Genomic DNA, 18,804 nt, shown 5'->3' with positions numbered 1-18,804 from the left:
CGCTTAATTGTGCGGCTCGCGTCCTTCCGCATATCTACGTGATATTTCTACTCTTTCCCTGTTGCGTCTCCATGATCGTCGCTTGCTATTATCGACCGCATTAGCACAACCTTGCTGTTGTGAACGCGCCGGAATGATCCGTCTTGAAACCATCGGCAAGGGAACCAATCTGCGCTAGAATGTTTTGAGTGATTTGTTCGCGACTTGAGGAGCCTTAACGTGATGTGGCTTACCCTTGCTGTGGGCTTTCTCTTATTCAGTGCCACTTTGGCCTATCTGCGCTACAGCAGAGTGCAGCTTTATAAGTCGCTGGAATCCGAAACCTCTGCTGTTTCAGAATTCCTCACTGGCGATGTGCTCAACTCCCGAAGCCAAGAACGCCTTCCGTCTTTCGACAGAAGGCTTGTCTACCTTGATGACGTATTGCCAGCCGACCAATTCGCGGCTCTGCGGTCTGAAATCGAGACGCTCGTCGAAACAGAGCGCAGCTATCTGCCCGCGCACAAGAAGGGTGGCACCGTTGCCTACGAGACGTTGATGGTGAAAGCGCCGCGTGTGGTCGCCCTCTACAGATCCCCTGCTCTTTCAAAGCTCGTATCTTCGGTCCTAGGCGATACTGCTCGTCCCACACCAATCAACGACCAGAGTTCCTGCTCCATCCTTTTTTATGACCGTCCCGGCGATCATATCGGCTGGCATTACGATCACAATTTCTACCGAGGGCGCCACGTCACCGTTCTCATTCCAATCATCAATCGGAATGCAACGGGCGATGGTCTTTCTGCCGCGCGCCTGGAAGCACGCTTTGGGCGGGACATCGACGTGGTCGAAACTCCACCGAACCGTTTCGTCATGTTCGAAGGGCAGAAGGTCCTGCACCGCGTGACGCCGATCGCCGCCGGAGAACGCCGTGTCATGCTGTCGATGACGTTCGCAACCGACACGCATTCGAGCGTCGCCCAGGGCATCAAACGCCGTATCAAAGACACAGCGTTTTTTGGCCTTCGTGCGCTTTGGACCTAAAGGAGACTCCGATTTTATCGGGGCTCAGTGCCTTGGATGCGATCGTACCAACGGGCTCCCGTCTGCGCTGACGGCTTCGACGCCTTTGGCTCGACCGTCGTCAGCCAGTTCATGGCGTCTGATCCAATGTCGCCTCCCGCAAAAGCCATTTGGGGTCCTGCATCGGTGTAGCATCCGCCGACGCAGACTGCTGCATTGCTCAGAAGCTCTATCATGGGTATTTCGCCGTTGCCCGCTGCTGGTTGGGCGGGACGACGTGGCGTGAGATCAACGACCCCAACGCGTCCGGAGCTACAACCGGCTTCGCACACGACAGCGAAATCGTTGGGGTAGTTTTCAGTCAGAGGGTGACGTTTGAAATGGACTTCGTTTTCTAGTTTGCTTCGCGACCAATCGGCGTAAGGGTCGCTTTCATCCCTATCGCCTGGACCCTTGGCGTTTTGGCTCGCGTCGGGAACCTCAGCCACTGCAAAGTCGCGTTCTGGAAATTTTGAAGCCTTTAGCGCCGGGTCGGCCTTTACAGGCTGAATTCCTGCGCAAAAACTCAAGAAGAAAACGCTTAGAGCCAGCCGCATTGGGCTCGCTGAGAAAACAGAACGCATGAAACACCCCCGCAGTTCGCGTACCGCTCAAGGCACGGCTCCTACGGACTTTGGCATATCCTACTTAACTGACAGTTTATCGGCGTATCGATGCCAAGCAAAAGCTAACGCTTGTGTTCAAAGAACTGCGCGGAACCGGGGCTTGCGTTGATGATGTGAACGTTCCGGTAGTCGGATTCGACTTCTTTCTTCGCTTTTGGTGCTGCGGCCTCTTGCCCCTCGGGAACGGCGAAGCCCGCAATTTCAACTTCTGGCTTGCGATCGGGGAGCGGCGCCTGCATCGGGGCCCAAGACGGTTGTGGTGCAGCTGGTTGCTGAGGCTGTGGCACGCCCCCGAAGTGGCGCGCGACACAGGGGTCGGTGCGCTTCATCAACTCCAATTGCCCGGGCAGAACCGTGACCTGGCTGCCATCTTCGCAGATAAAGGTCTGATTGGCGCGGGCTTTCGTCGCCGCTCCGATCAGTATGAGCGAAAGCAAGGTCAGCGCGCCAATTGCGCGAAACATGGAAGTCCTCCTAACGGGCGTACACTCGCAGGTCTGGTGTTAAACTGCACGACAGCCCGTCGAAACCCATCCCTTATTTCCCCGTTCCGGCTACGTCTGGGACGGCGATGGCCGGATAGCGCCAGTAGGTGCCACGGTCGATGGTTACGCGCTCAAGCGTCGGCACCCGTTTTTCTGGCGGTCGCAGGCCTGATGAGATCAATCTGCCAATATCCTCCAACAGCGCATTGTTCTCAGCGTAGCCGGAGTGGTTGATGCCGATGCTATCCATACTGCTAGCTGTCGCATCGATTGTGTCTACTCCTTCCAGGATAATGGGGCCATCATCGGGCACGTCTCCCGCACGCGGAACACCACCGTTGACGCGGCGGGAAATCTGCAGCGCCTGATCATTAGCAGCCGAATAAAGCGTGATCCCCTCTGCAATCCCCTGGATCGATCCTACGATGTATTCAAAGCTGTCACGGTCGACATCTGGTGCGGCCAATACCAGCTGACTGATTAGAACACCGTCGGGTAGAGAACGCTTGAGATCCTGCAATACACGGAGCAGAAGTTGGTTCCCCATTGAGTGGGCGATGATACTGACCTTCTTCGCGCCGGTATCGCTGACGACCATTTCAAGGAACTTGCGCAGATAGGGCTCCGCCTGCGCCGTGCTCTCCCGGTCATACGTATAACCTTGGAGCGTACCGCCGGACGGCCAGCTATAGAGGAACGGCGCACCGTCAAACTTCAGATCGTAAGAGATTTGAGCGGTACGGAAGATGGCGTTCTCGAAGGTCGTTTTATAGCCGTGCACGAAAACAAGAGCGTGCTCCTTGAAGCGCGTTGACCCAGCAAGGCGCATACGCACGAGATCCAGAAATTCTTCACGGGTGAGCGCCTTCAACTCCTTGATCGTGAAATGCTCTTTGGGGTCTTCTTCTGCCTCGTACAGAGTGACGTTGATGTAGGGAATACGGATGGCCCACGGCCGCTCGACCATCGGCACGACGTGATCCTTGGGGATCGTGACAAGCGCACGCCCCAACTCGAGACGTCGCCCCCGCTGCCAGTCGTAGGTAATCTTTTCCGTGGCCTCAGTGTTTGTGCTTTTCCGTTCGCGATCGGTTCCGTAGAAAACGGGAACAACACTCCAATCCTCGCTTTCAGATTCCGTTGCCGACTCTCTCGGTACAACGGCCATTTCAGCTTCTGGAGCAGCCATCTCCGTTTCGGGAGGGGGGGCAATTTGCGGTGTCGCCGTCGGCGGCGTCGCACTGGGAGGAGGCACGGCGGATGGCTGAAATTCCGGTCGGGCAGGTCTCGCCATTTTAGCACCAGGTGGTGCTCCTGATGCTTCAGGCCTACGGAAACTGCGGCTATATGATTTCTTCTGAGAACTTTCGCCCGTTGCTCGAGATCCGCGTGTCGCACCGCCAATTTCCGGAAGTTGGGTAAGTCCACCGGAGGAAGGCGCGGCCCCTGCACTGGGCTCTCTGCGCTCTTGTTCAAGTACTTCGCTTGATTGCGCCGTCGCGCCTTTTTCCGCCGCACCGCGCTCCATCTCCCCCTTCCTTTCTGCGGCCAGTTCCCCAATCCGGCGCTCGGCTTCCTCTTCTACGCGACGCGCCTCTGCGCGCGCCGCCTTTTCCTGAGCGGAAGCGGTAGCTGTGTCTTTCTCCGGTTCTACGCCTTCCGGTTTGGCAGCCTGCTTTTTCTCCGCAACTTCTGGCGTCTGCTGCGTGGGTGCCGCGACTTCTGGAAGTGGCGCGCGGAGCTCCATCTCGCTTGCTAAGAACAACAGTGCGAGGGAGACGAGAGAGGCGGTGCCAACAACAATTCTTGTTGCGATGCGTGCCATGGGAGGCGCGCGGCGGACAGCCCACCAAACCATGGCGCACAGAAAAAATACTGCGACGCCTAGCGCGATCATCGTGGTTGGAGAGAAATCCGACATCTGCAATGCTCCTCGGCGCCGGAAAATCCGATCGGCGCTTCGTCGTTAATACGTTTCGCGTGCGGCACCCTGATCCCAATACAGGCCATTTGACATGGTGACACGGGCCCTTTCTTGACTGAAACAGCCTTGGTAAGAGAACCGGGCGGTTTCGGGGCGTGGCGCGGCTCGTATGCATCACATTGTACACGAAGCGTCGCGCCTGATGCCGGGGTCACCGGTCCCTTGAGCCGCAGATCAAGGAAACGCAATGCAAGGTCATGGAAGGCCGTAGGAATGTTGAACCAGACGGCCAAGAGCCAGCCCAGCGCTGAACAATTTGCCGAAGGCGTCGCCGCAGGTGATCGCGCTATGCTGGCGCGCACCATCACGCTGATTGAAAGCACCAAGGCTGAACATCAAGCTCTCGCGCAACGGGTGCTGCAGCTTTTGCTGCCTCGCACCGGCGGTGCCGTCCGGCTTGGCATCACTGGTGTGCCGGGTGTGGGTAAGTCGACCACCATCGACCAACTGGGCATGAACCTCGTTAATAGCGGGCTGAAAGTCGCGGTGCTCGCGGTCGATCCGACGTCGCGGCGAACCGGGGGCTCCATCCTTGGCGACAAGACCCGCATGAGCCAGCTTGCGCAGAGCTCACAGGCCTTCATCCGACCGTCGCCGTCCTCGGGCACGCTGGGGGGCGTTACGCGCAAGACCCGTGAAACAATGGCTGTGGTCGAAGCGGCCGGCTTCGATGTCGTGATCGTCGAGACGGTGGGTGTCGGACAATCCGAAACCGCCGTTGCCGATATGGTCGACTTCTTCCTCGTGCTGTTGCTGGCCGGTGGTGGCGATGATCTGCAGGGGATCAAGAAGGGCATCATCGAGATTGCGGACATGATCGCGATCAACAAGGCCGATGGCGACAACGTGTTGCGCGCGAAGAATGCCGCTGCCGAATACCGCAACGCACTGCATATCCTCGCGCCGCAATCGACGACATGGTCGCCGCCGGTTCTTACGATTTCAGGCGCCACGAACAATGGTCTTGATGAACTGTGGGACAAAATCAAACAACATCGCGAATTGACGACGGCTTCCGGTGAGTTCGCCGAGCGGCGCCGTCATCAGGCTGTTGGCTGGATGCGTGACATGCTGGAAGCGCGGCTGATGGGAGCATTGCACTCCAATGCGAAGGTCGCTGCTGAGCTGCCTCAGATCGAAGCTGATGTTCGCAATGGACAACTGCTGCCAACGCTCGCTGTTGACCGGATCATGGCGCTGATGGGCATGTCCTGAGCCAATAGAGCCGTTCGGTAGCTTGTGAGTCTGCCCAAGCGGACTAAGTTTGCGAGAATGACCCAGATAGCGACGGCTCGCGTGCTCATTACCGGTTTTGGTTCGTTTCCAGGTGTACCTGAAAACGCCTCCGCGGTCGTTGTAGAGCGGTTGGCGCTCTCGATCGCAGCACTTCCAGGCGTGCGGCTGACTTGGCGTATCCTCCCCGTCGATTGGGAGGTTGCTCCCCGACAGGTCGCTGAATTGATTGCAGACGAAAATCCGCAAGTCATTTTGCATTTCGGGGTGTCACGCCGCGCGGAGGGGCTTGTTATTGAAACCCTCGCTCGCAATCATTGCCACAGCAGCGTTGATATCTGCGGGAGCTTTCCGTTGGCCCCGAAAATTGCGGCCGACGCGCCGGATGCGCTCCCTTCGACCTTTCCGGCGGCCTCCATCGTCGATCGGCTCCGCGCGGAGGGGTTTCCCGCGCAGCTCTCCGAGGATGCGGGCGGCTATCTGTGCAATAACGTGTTGTATACCTCGCTCAACCGTCTATCTGGAAACAACAGTTGCATCGGCTTTGTTCACCTTCCGGTCGACCTCAGCGGCAAGAACGGCAGGCTTTCCGTAGACGACATCGTTAACGGTGGCGTTGCGATCCTGCAGACTTGCCTCGAGGAGAGGGGCTTCTGAGGGTTTTATGGCCCGCTGTTTGCATGCTCATCCACGACTGATCATGACCGCGGAGCCGCTTCCCTATGGATTTCAATCGCAGAGCCGTTCTGGCGACGAGTACCGGCCTTGCCTTCGCTCTTGGCGCCACCTCGGTTGCCGCGCGCCCGACACAAGCGGCTGCCGTCGATGACGGATCTGCGCTCAAGTTGCGGTCCGGCTCCGCCCGAGATCAAGCCGCTGTTCTACAAGATGCAATCGACGTCGCGTACGCCGCGGGTCGCCCTGTCCTGCTTCCCGCTGGTCGCTTTGTCGTAGGCGGGCTGGAATTGAGAGACGGCACGCGGCTGATTGGAGCTCACGGCACGACGGCGCTCGTGGGCGCTAACGCCGAGAGCATCATCTCCGCACGCAACGTATCGAATATTGTCATTGAGGGGATACGGCTTGAGGGCAGTGGACAGGTTCAACACGTCGTATCGCTGGAGGACTGTCAGAACATACGGCTCGAAAATCTGGAGATTCAGGGAGCTTCAGGCTCAGCGCTTCGTGTTCGGGCCTGTGCGGGCCGCATTGAAGGTTGCATGATCTCAGAAATCGGCGCCGTCGGCATTTTCGCTTTGGATTCCGCGGGGCTTGAAATCACCCGAAACACCATTGCCCATTGCGGCAATAACGGCATTCAAGTTTGGCGCTCGCATGCGGGCGATGACAGCACGATGGTCTCCGGCAATCGCATCTCACACGTTACGGCCAGAGACGGTGGCGACGGGCCGAACGGCAACGGCATCAACGTCTTTCGCGCAAACAACGTGACTGTCGCCAACAACAAGATCAGCGATTGCGCGTTTTCCGCTGTACGGGGCAACGCCGCGTCGAACATTCAGATTGTCGGCAATACGTGCCAAAGGCTCGGCGAGGTCGCGCTTTACGCGGAGTTTGGCTTTGAAGGCGCGGTGATTTCGCAGAACCTCGTGGATACGGCGGCCACCGGTATCGCCGTCACCAACTTCAATGAGGGCGGACGGCTTGCGGTGGTGCAGGGCAATCTTGTGCGCAATCTATTCCGGCGTGAGCACGAGCCGGTCGACAAACGCGGCGAGGGCATCACCGTCGAGGCCGACGCGACCGTAACGGGCAATACGATCGAGGAGGCGGCGACCGCTGGTCTCGCAATCGGCTGGGGTGCTTACATGCGCAACGTCTCGGCGACGGGGAACGTAATCCGGGAGGCGAGCGTCGGCATCATGATTTCCGCAGACAAAGACGCCGGAGCCTGCCTTGTTTCCGGCAACATGATTTCAGGCTCGCGAAACGGGGCGATCCGCGCAATGGATCATGGCCGTGTGATCGGACCAGATCTTTCGACAACGACCACGCAAACGGGGCGCGTGTCGATCTTCGGCAATCTGGCCGTCTAGGGGCTTTGTTTGGTTGTGCTTCTTATCGGAAAACGTGTTTCCACTTTTCCGGAAGCACTTCGATTTGCCTGCTCGTGCTTCTAGATCTTCAACTGATCAAAGGCGCGCTCCAGCGCGGGGGCTGTGCGGATCGTTCCAACTTCAGCGCCCCGCCAGCTCTTCAAGACATTGCGCTGCATCAGGTCGGGCGTCTCGGGAATGACGCGTTCGACGAGCGCCAATGCCGTACCGGCTGACGCGCGTGTCGTGCCATCGTCGATCTTCAAAGCAAACCCTAGCCCAAGCTCAGGGAAGCCGCCGCAATACACACCTTCGGCGCCTGTCTTCATAAAGACACGTCCGGAGAGCTTGCGCATGACGACGCTATCGGCCCGCCCGGGACCTGCGACCAGTTCAGGTTCGCTCCAGCAGGCCGACATGATCGTACGAAAGGCCGAGGCGCGCTCGGAGGACAGACCTTCTCCCGTCACCAGCCGCGCAAACATGCCGGCCAAGGTCGACAGTGGCAGGGCCCAGTTCGGAACCGAACAACCATCGATTCCCATGACATCATTGCCCAGCGGAAGGTCGCTCATGCTTGCCATGATCTCGTGCACGCGTTTCTGTACGGGATGTTCCGGCAGCCAGTATCCGGTTATGTCCTCTCCGAGATGCTTTGCGGTCGCGAGCATGCCTGCATGCTTGCCCGAGCAGTTGTTATGCAGCTGATTTGGTTCGTTGCCTGATCGCCAAAGGGCTTTGGCGGCGGATGCGCCAAGCGGTGAATGCACGCCGCACCCAAGCGCATCCTCCCCCAGGCTGATCTTCTTCAGCATCGCGGCCGCCAGGCTGGCGTGACGCTCACTGCCGACATGGGACGCGCAGGCCAGAGCAATATCGGCGGCATCGAAGCCATAGTGTTCCGCCGCCCCCGATTCTATCAACGGCAGACACTGGATCGACTTGATGGATGAGCGTGGAAATACGGGACGTGTCACGTTCCCCAGGCTCAGGGCCAGGCTCTGATCCGTGCGGGCGATGGCCAACGCACCCGTGTGCGTGCTCTCGATCAAGGCACCACGGGTGACCTCGATCAGGATGGGATTGCTCATTGATGCCTCAACACTTTGAACGGCCGCTCGTGACATGGCAGGCTCATTTTGCCCGCAAACTCGCAATTCTCCGGGCCATGTCAAATGTTTTTGCCCCGTTCTAGGCCTTTCGCACTACGGCCAGACCGCCAATTTCTTGGTCAGGGACACTAAACCCCATTTTTGCTTCCGCCAGACCCGCTTATGTTCCGCGTCCGCGTGCCATCGATTCGGCTATATGAGCGCACCATTGTCGTGCCGCGGCCAGCCCCTATTTGGATCTAGGGATAACCGCGCTACTCCTTCGCGATCTCTCGTCGTTTGCTTGTTAAGGGACAGCTCTTGAACGCTATTAATGCCCGTATCGCCAAAGAACTGGATGTTCAACTTGCCCAAGTCACCGCAGCCGTCGACCTGCTCGGCGAAGGGGCGACTGTGCCATTTATCGCACGTTACCGGAAAGAGAAGACCGGCGGTCTCGACGACACGCAATTGCGCAAGCTTGAGGAACGCCTCGGTTATCTCACTGAGCTAGAGCAACGCCGGGCAACCGTGCTGAAAAGCATTACAGAGCAAGACAAGCTGACGCCCGAGCTTGAGCGCTCAATCCGCGCTGCGGAAAGTAAGGTCGAGCTGGAGGACCTTTATGCGCCCTTCAAGCCCAAGCGGCGCACGAAAGCCCAGATTGCACGCGAGGCGGGGCTTGAGCCTCTCGCCGACATGCTTATCAACGATCCAACACGCGATCCCTCGCAGGAAGCCACGAAATTCATCAACGCTGAACAGGGCGTCGTGGACGCCAAGGGCGCGCTCGATGGCGCGCGCGCTATTCTGATCGAACGCATTGCCGAAGACGCCGCGCTTGTGGGCGATTTGCGACAATGGCTGTGGAGCAACGGCGTTCTCACTTCGAAGGTCATCAAGGGCAAACAGGACGAGGGCGCCAAGTTCTCGGACTACTTCGATTTCAGCCAGCCTGTCCGTGACGTTCCTTCCCACAGAGCGCTGGCCCTTTTACGCGGTCAGAATGAGGGATTTCTCAGCCTTAACCTCGACGTTTCTGTCGAAGGGCGACAGCCCCACCCGGCGGACATGAAGATTAGGGCGGCGGCCAACATCGCCGACCGGAACCGTCCCGCTGATAGCTGGCTTGTCGAGACGGCCCGCCTCACCTGGAAGAAGCTACACGGCTCGCTTTCCACGGACCTGATGGTGCGACTGAAAGAAGATGCCGACACTGCCGCTATCGGAGTTTTCAAGTCCAACCTCAAGGATTTGCTCCTTGCTGCGCCTGCCGGCGCGCGGGTGACGATGGGGCTGGACCCCGGCATTCGCACGGGCGTCAAAGTTGCCGTCGTCGATCATACGGGCAAGCTGCTCGATACGGCCACGATCTATCCGCACGAGCCCCGCAACGATTGGGCTGGCTCTCTGGCGGTGCTCGCGGCGCTTTGCGCCAAACACAAAGTCAATCTCATCGCGATTGGAAACGGCACGGCCAGCCGGGAGACCGATAAGCTTGTCGGCGACCTGATGAAGAAACATGCGGAGCTCAAGCTCGCAAAAATCATGGTCTCGGAAGCTGGCGCGTCGGTTTATTCGGCATCCGAACTCGCTAGCCAAGAATTTCCCAATCTCGACGTGTCCCTGCGCGGCGCGGTCTCCATTGCGCGGCGACTGCAGGATCCGCTGGCGGAACTGGTCAAGATCGAGCCCAAGGCTATCGGCGTCGGCCAGTATCAGCACGACGTCAATCAGACCGCGCTTGGCCGCTCGCTCGACGCTGTCGTCGAGGATTGCGTGAACTCGGTGGGCGTCGACGTCAACATGGCCTCTGCTCCTTTGTTGGCGCGCGTTGCCGGTCTCAATGCCACCATCGCGCAAAACATCGTGCTGCACCGGAACGAGAATGGCGCCTTCAAGAAGCGCTCCGAGATCAAGAAAGTGGCGCGGCTCGGGCCCAAGGCCTTTGAACAAGCGGCCGGGTTCCTGCGCATCATGAACGGCGCGAACCCGCTCGACGCCTCTGCTGTTCACCCCGAGGCCTATGCCGTCGTGGAGCGGATCGCTGAGACGACCAAGCGGCCCCTCAAAGCCATGATCGGCGACGGCGCATTCCTGAAGTCTCTCGATCCCAAACAATTTGCTGACGAGCGCTTCGGTACGCCGACTGTCATCGACATCCTCTCGGAACTTGAAAAGCCGGGGCGCGATCCACGGCCAGAATTCAAAACCGCCGAATTCAAGGAAGGTGTCGAGAAAATCGCCGACTTGCGCCCGGGCATGGCTCTTGAGGGCGTCGTGACGAACGTCGCGGCCTTCGGTGCATTCGTCGATATCGGCGTGCATCAGGACGGGCTCGTGCACATCTCGGAATTGGCCGACCGGTTCGTGAAGGACCCGCGCGAGGTGGTGAAAGCGGGTGATGTCGTGCGCGTACGGGTAAAGGACGTCGATGTCGACCGCAAACGCATCGCGCTTACCATGAAGTCTGGTGCAATCGATGGGACATCGTCAGGACCGTCCTCGCAGGCGGGCCGTGATACGTCGCGAGGCGCGCAGCGCTCAACCTCACGGCCCCCGCAGACCGCTCCCTCCGGCGGCGAATCCGCATTTGCCGCTGCGTTCAAGCGTGCGCAGGGGCAGGAGAAGGGGTGAGGGGTGGCGGCGCGCTCTGCTCAGTTATGGCGGATCTTTCAGGGTTAAAGCGGACTTCATAATCCGTCGCCGCAAATTCTGCCTTTGCCCCAAGGCGGCTGTTGCTGGGTCTTTTAGATGCGGCGATGGCCATGTATTGGGGATTGTTCTAGGTTGGAAATTGCAACCGAACGGAGGGAAGTCGCGGGATGCAAAAAATGGTCCGCCGCATCTTTGGAGCCAGTCTGGTCTTCGGGGCATTGGTATTCACCGGCTCGGCGCTGAGCCAGACGATTTCGCCGAAGGAAACGCGGGCCATTGCAAAGGAGGCCTACACCTGGGGCGTCCCGCTGGTCGACAGCTACCGCATCCAGTATTCGTATTTCGTCGACAATGGCGGCGCTGAATTCAAGGCGCCCTGGAATACGATCTATAACAACGCCCGGGTCTACACACCCGAGGACAAGGCGATCCAGACACCTAATTCCGATACACCGTATTCCTATGTCGGCGCTGACCTTCGCGCCGAGCCTATCGTCCTGACCGTCCCGGCTGTCGAGGAGGCGCGTTACTACTCGCTGCAGTTCATCGATATGTACACCTTCAACTTTGCCTACGTAGGCAGCCGCGCGACCGGTAATGAGGCCGGTAGCTTTCTGCTGTCGGGGCCGAACTGGAGCGGCGAGACACCGTCGGGCATCAAGGCAGTCATCCGATCCGAGACGGACTTCGCCTTTATCCTGTACCGCACCCAGCTTTTCAGTCTGGAGGACATCGGCAGCGTCGAGAAGATCCAGGCGGGGTACAAGGTTGAGCCGCTCTCGGTCTTTGTCGGTGGGTCCGCGCCCCCGGCGGCACCCGCAATCGATTTTCCAAAGCCCATCTTGGCCGAAGAGGAAAAGTCCTCGCTCGCCTTCTTCAACCAGCTCAACTTCATCCTGCAGTTCTGCCCCACCAACCCCGCCGAAGTGGAGCTTCGGAAGCGCTTTGCCAAGATTGGCATCGAGCCTGGCAAGGCATTTGATGCGGCAGCGCTCTCGCCTGAGATGCGGAAGGCGATCGAGGACGGGATGGCGGACGCCTGGGCGGAGTTCGAGAGCTACAAGAAGAACGAGATCGACACCGGAAAAGTGTCGAGCGCCGATGGTTTCGGCACCCGCGCGTTCCTCGACGGCCGCTATCTCGATCGCATGGCAAGCGCTGTGCTCGGAATCTACGGCAACTCGAAGGAGGAGGCTCTTTATCCGGCCTACTTCGTCGATGCCGGCGGTCAGCCTCTCGCCGGATCCGATCGATACACGATCCGCTTTACACCCGGCGAGCTGCCGCCGATGAACGCCTTTTGGTCGCTCACGCTATACGAGCTTCCCGCAAGCTTGCTCTACGCGAACCCGATCAACCGCTACTTGATCAACTCGCCGATGCTTCCGAGCCTTAAAACGGATGCTGACGGCGGATATACTCTCTACGTGCAACACGAGTCTCCCGGCACGAGCGAGGAATCGAACTGGCTTCCCGCTCCCGCGGGGCAATTCTTCTTGGTAATGCGGCTCTACTGGCCGAAGCAGGAAGCGCTCGACGGTGCGTGGAAAACCCCGCCGCTCCAGCCGGCAAACTGAAGGAGTCTGAAGTGAAACGGAACATATACATCGCCGTGCTCGGCGCCGCTGCGCTTCTTGCTCTGCCTGCGGCGGCAGCGGAAGACGAACCAATTCCCGTCAGTGTCGATAACTTTGCCCGGGCCGAATCGGACCTTTATTTCAGCAACGTGGTGAAGGAGGGTGGCTTCGGGCAATTGACGCACCGCCGCGAGCCAGCCGACATCGACAATCAGTCCGTCATCCGGCTCAATCGCGATACTCTCTATTCCTCCGCAGTGTTCGATCTCGACGCCGGGTCGGTCACCGTTACCATGCCCGATGCCGGCAGCCGCTTCATGTCGCTCATGGTACTGACCGAAGATCACTATGTGCCGATGGTTCACTACGGCGCCGGGCCGGTGACGCTTGAAAAGGAAACAGTCGGCACCCGATACGCTGTCATCGCCATCCGGACGGTGGTCAATCCCTCAGACCAGGAAGACGTTAAAACTGTCCACGCGCTTCAGGATGCGATCAAGATCGATCAGGCGAGCCGCGGCAGCTTCGAGATCCCGAACTGGGATCAGGCCAGCCAGAAGAAAGTACGCGATGCGCTTCTGATTCTTCAGTCGACGCTTCCCGATTTCAAAAAGGCCTTCGGTTCCAGGGAAGAAGTCGATCCAATCCGGCATCTGCTGGGCACGGCCGCAGGGTGGGGCGGCAACCCGGACAAGGATGCTTTCTATCTAAACGTCACGCCCGACGGGAACGACGGCAATACCGTCTACAAGCTACAGGTGGGGGATGTGCCAGTGGACGGGTTCTGGTCGGTGAGCCTTTACAATGGGGACGGCTACTTCGAGAAGAACCACTACGACGCATATTCGGTCAACAACATCACCGCCGAGAAGAACGACGACGGGACGATCGAGATTCAGTTTGGCGGCTGCGACGGAAAGATCCCCAACTGCCTGCCGATTATGAAGGGCTGGAACTACACTGTTCGCCTCTATCGGCCGCGCGCTGAGATTCTGGACGGCTCCTGGACCTTCCCGGAGCCGCAGCCAGGCGGTTGAGATGTTATCGATTCATTGGCCGCGCCAACCTTTCGCGGATGAGCAGGCCCCCAGCCGATGGCCGCTTATGGCGCAAAGCGGACCGCGGCTCCGCTACATGAATCCGACGCTGCTGGTAAGATCCGATTTCTCGCCGTTTGTCGTCACGGATCGGAGCGGCTCCCTTACACCGCCAATTGACGATCCTCTTGGGCCAGGCCGCCATAGTCCCGGGCACTTGCAGCAGCCTCATGCACGACGACATAGGTGGCGACAGGCAGGCCGGTACCGCGCACGCTTCTCAAAAGGTCGTTTGCTGCCTTTACGAAGCGTGCCTTCTCAACGCGGACATAGAGCCCCAGCAGAGACGGTTTGACCTCTGGCGTCCGCCCACAACCCTGGCATGTGGCATGCCACTAAAGGCGCAGATTTTAGCAACTGCTACGCGAAACCGCACTCCATCAGAGCACAGACATGATCTATTCTTGACGTCCGTTTCATCGGCCTCGTTATCCTGCCCGGAGGACAAGCGCCGTGAGAATGGCCAGCGATGCATTATGTGTCGTTGGGAAAAAATGGGCGCTTGATCGGCTGCTAAAGACAAACGCGCGCGCCCTATAAAAAACGACCGCCGTGCCGACAGGTTGTGTCAGGGGAAACGCGAACAGTGTTGAAAAACAAGGTTATTACTGCTGAAGATGCCATTGCTCTGATCAACGACAACGATGTGGTGACCACCACCGGGTTCGTGCAGAGCTGCATTCCCGAAGCGCTGCATGCGGCGCTTGAAAACCGCTTTGTGCGTAGCGGCGGCCCACGCGGCCTCACTCTCATCATGTGCGCGGGCGCCGGAGACAGCAAAGGTCTCGGCACCGGCCGCCTGCACCACGAAGGGCTTTTGTCGCGCGTCATCGCGGCCAACTTCGGCCGCATGCCGAAGGTCGCGGAGGCCGCCCAGAACAACAAGATCCAAGCCTATAATCTGCCGCAAGGGATCATCGCCAAGCTTTACCGCTCGTGTGCTGCAGGTTCGCCCGGTCTCTTCTCCAAGGTCGGGCTGCACACCTACGTCGATCCGCGCCTTGGCGGCGGTAAGGTCAATGACGTAACGACTGAGGACATCGTCAATTTGATCGAGGTCGCCGGACAGGAGTGGCTCTTCTATAAGGCGACGCCCATCAACGTGGCCTTGATCCGTGCCACCAGCGCCGACCCCTCCGGCAACCTGAGCATGGAGAAGGAGGCCCTGACGCTCGACGTTCTCGCCCAGGCCATGGCTGCGCACAACAATGGTGGCCTCGTCATCGCGCAGGTTGAACGCATTGTCGCCGAAGGTTCGCTCAAGCCGAAGGATGTCAAGGTTCCCGGCGTTCTCGTGGATTGTGTCGTCGTCGCCGATCCGCCCGAGATGCACCGCATGAACTACGGGGTTGTTTACAATCCCGCACTCTCCGGCGAAACCCGCGTCCCCGTCGAGAACATGGCCAGGATGCCTCTCAATGAGCGCAAGATCATTGCCCGGCGTGCCGCGTTCGAGCTGCCGCCGAACGGTGTCATCAACCTCGGCGTTGGTGCACCTGATGGCGTCGCGTCGGTCGCCAACGAGGAAAAGGTCACCCCCTATATCGTCATGACGACGGAAGCCGGCGCTGTCGGCGGCGTGCTTGCCGGCGGCTCAAGCTTCGGCTCTGCGGCCAACGCGCATGCAGTCATCGACCAGAACCAGATGTTTGACTTCTATCACGGGGGCGGTCTGGACCTCACGTGTCTCGGCATGGCCGAATGCAGTGAGAGCGGAAACGTCAACACGAGCCGTTTCGGCGGCCGTCTGAACGGCTGTGGCGGCTTTATCGACATCTCGCAGAACTCCCGTGCTGTCGTGTTTGCAGGGACGTTTACGGCGGGCGGCCTGAAGATCGCGATCGAAGACGGCAAGCTGCGCATCCTGCAAGAGGGGCGCGCGCAGAAGTTCGTAAAGCGAGTCGAGCAAATCACGTTCTCTGGCACCTACGCCGCAATGCGCGCACAGCCCGTGCTCTATGTTACGGAGCGCTGCGTCTTCCGACTCACGCTCGAAGGGTTGGAACTCATCGAAGTCGCACCAGGCATCGACATCGACAAAGACATCCTGCCTCACATGGCGTTCACGCCCGTGATCAAAGCGCCGATCCTAATGAACGCGCGCATCTTCCGGGATGAGCCGATGGAATTGTTGGCGGAGCTCACCAACAGGAACCTGCCCGAACGGGTCAGTTACGATAAAGCCCGGAATATCCTGTTCCTCAACCTTGAGGGCTGGGCCATGCGCAAGCAGAGCGATCTGGCCGACCTCAGGCAGGTTCTGGTGGATGGGTGCGAGAAGGCGGGCAAGCGGGTTAATGCCGTCGTCAATCAGGATGGCTGCCGCATCGCGGACGACCTGCAAGATGATTATGCCGAGCTCGTCGATTTCATGATGAAGCGCTACTACGCGACCATGGCGCGCTATACCACGAGCGCGTTCATGCATCTCAAGATGCAGGATGCCGTATCCAAGCGCGGACTGCAGCCTCATATCTTCGAGAGTGGCGATGAAGCTCACGCCGCAAAGTCACCCGCCGGTCTTGAAGACGATTGGGATGGGCTCGTGAATTGGAAGGCTAAGGGGTAGGTCGCGAGGTGTTAGCTGGATCGCGGAGATTGCCCTGGCCGTCTCCGCATCCCCTGCCTCGGCACTGTGCGCAAAGCAGACAGAGCGGCAACGTCTGACGCCCTGTCACTCTTCATCCGTACGCGTGGCGTGAACAGCTGTGCAGGTTGGGGATGGCTGCCTGAAAGCGCTTTGGGAATGCGCGGCGCAGACGGTCGGGACCGACTGCAAATATTGGCTGGGGCGCCAGGATTCGAACCTGGGAATGGCGGTACCAAAAACCGCTGCCTTACCACTTGGCTACGCCCCATCAGACCGGATGGTCTTTTACAGCGTTTTCGCCGGGTTTCAAGTGCGGCAAACGCGAGGCTGGGCGCTAAAAAAGGGGAGAACTCCCAGCCTGTACTTCGTGTCGCACCTTGGCAGGCCCTTCGGCCGGCCCGCCAAGATGAAACCAATCAACTCGCCTGTGGCTTGTTAGTGACCCGACTTTCGGAAGACCATAGATGCGCCGATTCCTGCGGCGGCAGCCAGGGCAACGGCGAGTATGCCATACAAAAGCTGATGCGAGAATGCGAGCTGGTGCATGAGACGCATAAGGCCTTGGCGTTCCATCCTGATCTTTGAGGTATAGCTCGCCAGCATTTCCTCATCGCGGATCAAGTAGACACGAGCGATGAGATTGCCCACCAGAACGCTCGGCGGCAGATCGATCGTTGAGCGGAAAAGTACGCGCCCGTTGAAGGTGACGCTGTTTTCACGCTCAACATACAGGCCGTTTTTCTTTTTCAACCGCAGCAATGCTTCCGCATACCCTTTCCTCTCAGCCGCCGACAAGGCGCCGGCTCCGTTCGACGGGCTGCTGAGTAGGTTCTCGATGCCGATATTATGCTTGCTATAAAATGCACTTCCCGCAATCTCCGCTAGCGGGCGTGACGACTGAAGTGCATAGAAGCTAGGAACATCTTTAAAGCTCGCGGATTCCGTATTGATCCACATGCCCGCGACGTTGTTCTTTTTACGCAGAACGACCTGTTCGTCCCGGCCCTGAATGGCCACGACGACATCATAGGGCGCGTTGCCAATACGGGAGAAGTTGGAGTCGTCAATGGCACCGAACAGAACGATCTCCGCGCCATGGAAGGATGACGTCACAGCGACACTGCGAGCCGCGACATCGGCTTCCACGGAGATGCCTTCCACGTAGCTGCGCTGGACACCACGGGCAGCTTCAGTCGTGTCGCTGACCGCCGCTGGGGGGGTAGAAGGTTGGCTGATATTGGCGCGGTTCTGGGACCACCAGAAATAGAAGGCAGCTGCAAGAGCAGTCGCCCCCAGAACAAAGCCAACGACAGCATAAACCGCATAGCGGGAGAACGGGCGTCGCTCCGCTTCCAATCCGCTTGCCATATTCTGTGCCCGTTGCATCAGTGTCCCCCTCCGGCAATACCGCTCAGTGAGTAGAGCTCTTCCGGCGGGATAAAGAGATCCCAGCCCATACGGACACCCACAAGCAGCACGAGGCCCGCCAACAAGAAGCGAAGCTGTTCGCCCTTGAGCTTCTCGCCGGCCACCGCGCCGAACTGCGCGCCGATCACACCACCCGCCATCAGAAGCAGAGCCAGAACGATGTCGACGTTCATGTTGGTGATGGCGTGCAAGATGGTTGTCGCAGCCGTCACGAACACGACCTGAAAGAGTGAAGTACCCACAACGACCGAGGTCGGCATCCGCAGCAGATAGATCATCGCGGGAACGATGATAAAACCGCCACCAACGCCCATGATTGCAGACATGAACCCGACAAGGATACCGATGAGCAGCGGTGGCACCGCGCTGATGTACAGCTTCGATCTATGGAAGCGGATCTTGTAAGGCAGGCCGTGGATCCAGCTGTGCTGGCCCGGACGACGGGCCGAAACCTGTTTGCCCGCCTTAGCTTTTCGCATCGTGTTGAGGCTTTCGATCAGCATCAACGAGCCGATCAGGCCTAGAAACACAACGTATACGATCGAAACGAGTAATTCGAACTGGCCCTGAGCACGCAGGATCTTGACGACCTGTACGCCGACCATCGAACCCATGATACCGCCGACCAGCAAGATGACGCCCATCTTGATGTCGACATTCTTGCGTCGGTACTGGGCAATTGCACCAGATGCCGATGACGCCACGATCTGTGCGGCTTCCGTTCCAACAGCCACAGCCGGAGGAATTCCGGAAAAGATCAGAAGCGGGGTCATCAAGAACCCGCCTCCAACTCCAAACATTCCAGAAAGAAAACCGACTGCGCCCCCCATACCCAAGAACACAAATATGTTCGCGGACATCTCGGCGATAGGCAGATAAATGTTCATGTCAGCTGGTCAATCTCGATCCCCGACAACGAGTACGCAGCCTCCCCACG

At 58.9% G+C, this 18,804-nt stretch carries 14 protein-coding genes and 1 tRNA gene; 8 read left to right on the top strand and 7 right to left on the bottom strand.

Annotation, left to right across the window (positions count from 1 at the left end; genetic code table 11):
• Positions 1–222: 222 nt before the first annotated feature.
• Complete coding sequence (locus YBN1229_RS10930; RefSeq protein ID WP_046479256.1) at positions 223–1,023, top strand: 2OG-Fe(II) oxygenase; 801 nt, start codon at positions 223–225, stop codon at positions 1,021–1,023.
• A 14-nt stretch (positions 1,024–1,037) separates the two neighbouring features.
• On the opposite strand, the gene YBN1229_RS10925 is transcribed toward YBN1229_RS10930, so the two are convergent.
• The 3 genes from YBN1229_RS10925 to YBN1229_RS10915 all read right to left on the bottom strand — a co-directional run bounded on the left by YBN1229_RS10925 (position 1,038) and on the right by YBN1229_RS10915 (position 4,073).
• On the bottom strand, positions 1,038–1,625 hold the full coding sequence (locus YBN1229_RS10925; RefSeq protein WP_046479257.1) for a hypothetical protein: 588 nt from the start codon (positions 1,623–1,625) through the stop codon (positions 1,038–1,040).
• A 104-nt stretch (positions 1,626–1,729) separates the two neighbouring features.
• Positions 1,730–2,131 (bottom strand): hypothetical protein, encoded by a 402-nt coding sequence (locus YBN1229_RS10920; protein WP_046479258.1) that lies wholly within the window; start codon positions 2,129–2,131, stop codon positions 1,730–1,732.
• A gap of 73 nt (positions 2,132–2,204) precedes the next feature.
• Entirely contained in the window at positions 2,205–4,073 is a 1,869-nt protein-coding gene (locus YBN1229_RS10915) for an alpha/beta hydrolase (RefSeq protein ID WP_052743869.1), read from the bottom strand.
• Positions 4,074–4,349: 276 nt separating this feature from the next.
• Between YBN1229_RS10915 and meaB the strand changes: the two genes are divergently transcribed.
• The 3 genes from meaB to YBN1229_RS10900 all read left to right on the top strand — a co-directional run bounded on the left by meaB (position 4,350) and on the right by YBN1229_RS10900 (position 7,426).
• Positions 4,350–5,351 carry a methylmalonyl Co-A mutase-associated GTPase MeaB gene (gene meaB / locus YBN1229_RS10910; protein WP_046479259.1) on the top strand — a complete coding sequence of 334 codons (1,002 nt, stop codon included), beginning with the start codon at positions 4,350–4,352 and terminating at the stop codon, positions 5,349–5,351.
• Between the two features lie 57 nt (positions 5,352–5,408).
• Positions 5,409–6,026, top strand: coding sequence for a pyroglutamyl-peptidase I (locus YBN1229_RS10905; RefSeq protein ID WP_046479260.1), 618 nt, complete (start codon positions 5,409–5,411; stop codon positions 6,024–6,026).
• A 65-nt stretch (positions 6,027–6,091) separates the two neighbouring features.
• The gene (locus YBN1229_RS10900) at positions 6,092–7,426 is read left to right on the top strand and encodes a TIGR03808 family TAT-translocated repetitive protein (protein WP_046479261.1); all 1,335 of its coding nucleotides are present in this window, start codon (positions 6,092–6,094) and stop codon (positions 7,424–7,426) included.
• An 80-nt stretch (positions 7,427–7,506) separates the two neighbouring features.
• Here YBN1229_RS10900 and YBN1229_RS10895 read toward each other — a convergent pair whose 3' ends face one another.
• Complete coding sequence (locus YBN1229_RS10895; protein WP_046479262.1) at positions 7,507–8,517, bottom strand: asparaginase; 1,011 nt, start codon at positions 8,515–8,517, stop codon at positions 7,507–7,509.
• Between the two features lie 321 nt (positions 8,518–8,838).
• Here YBN1229_RS10895 and YBN1229_RS10890 point away from each other — a divergent pair, with 321 nt between their 5' ends.
• The 4 genes from YBN1229_RS10890 (at position 8,839) to YBN1229_RS10875 (ending at position 16,418) form a co-directional block, all read left to right on the top strand.
• Positions 8,839–11,154, top strand: coding sequence for a Tex family protein (locus tag YBN1229_RS10890; RefSeq protein ID WP_046480698.1), 2,316 nt, complete (start codon positions 8,839–8,841; stop codon positions 11,152–11,154).
• Positions 11,155–11,342: 188 nt separating this feature from the next.
• On the top strand, positions 11,343–12,752 hold the full coding sequence (locus tag YBN1229_RS10885; protein ID WP_052743868.1) for a DUF1254 domain-containing protein: 1,410 nt from the start codon (positions 11,343–11,345) through the stop codon (positions 12,750–12,752).
• An 11-nt stretch (positions 12,753–12,763) separates the two neighbouring features.
• Positions 12,764–13,789, top strand: coding sequence for a DUF1254 domain-containing protein (locus YBN1229_RS10880; protein WP_046480700.1), 1,026 nt, complete (start codon positions 12,764–12,766; stop codon positions 13,787–13,789).
• Positions 13,790–14,435: 646 nt separating this feature from the next.
• Entirely contained in the window at positions 14,436–16,418 is a 1,983-nt protein-coding gene (locus tag YBN1229_RS10875; protein WP_046479263.1) for an acyl CoA:acetate/3-ketoacid CoA transferase, read from the top strand.
• A gap of 214 nt (positions 16,419–16,632) precedes the next feature.
• Here YBN1229_RS10875 and YBN1229_RS10870 read toward each other — a convergent pair.
• The 3 genes from YBN1229_RS10870 to YBN1229_RS10860 form a co-directional block, all read right to left on the bottom strand.
• Positions 16,633–16,707 (bottom strand) — tRNA-Gln (locus tag YBN1229_RS10870).
• Positions 16,708–16,874: 167 nt separating this feature from the next.
• Entirely contained in the window at positions 16,875–17,825 is a 951-nt protein-coding gene (locus YBN1229_RS10865; protein ID WP_052743867.1) for a TIGR02186 family protein, read from the bottom strand.
• Positions 17,825–18,754: a sulfite exporter TauE/SafE family protein gene (locus YBN1229_RS10860; RefSeq protein ID WP_046479264.1), complete on the bottom strand. Its 930-nt coding sequence runs from the start codon at positions 18,752–18,754 to the stop codon at positions 17,825–17,827. The genes YBN1229_RS10865 and YBN1229_RS10860 overlap by 1 nt, the downstream gene beginning before the upstream one ends.
• Between the last annotated feature and the right edge of the window lie 50 nt (positions 18,755–18,804).

It is taken from the genome of Candidatus Filomicrobium marinum, from assembly GCF_000981545.1.
GTDB classification, from domain to species: Bacteria; Pseudomonadota; Alphaproteobacteria; order Rhizobiales; family Hyphomicrobiaceae; genus Filomicrobium; species Filomicrobium insigne.
This window is presented reverse-complemented; position numbering and strand designations above follow the sequence as displayed.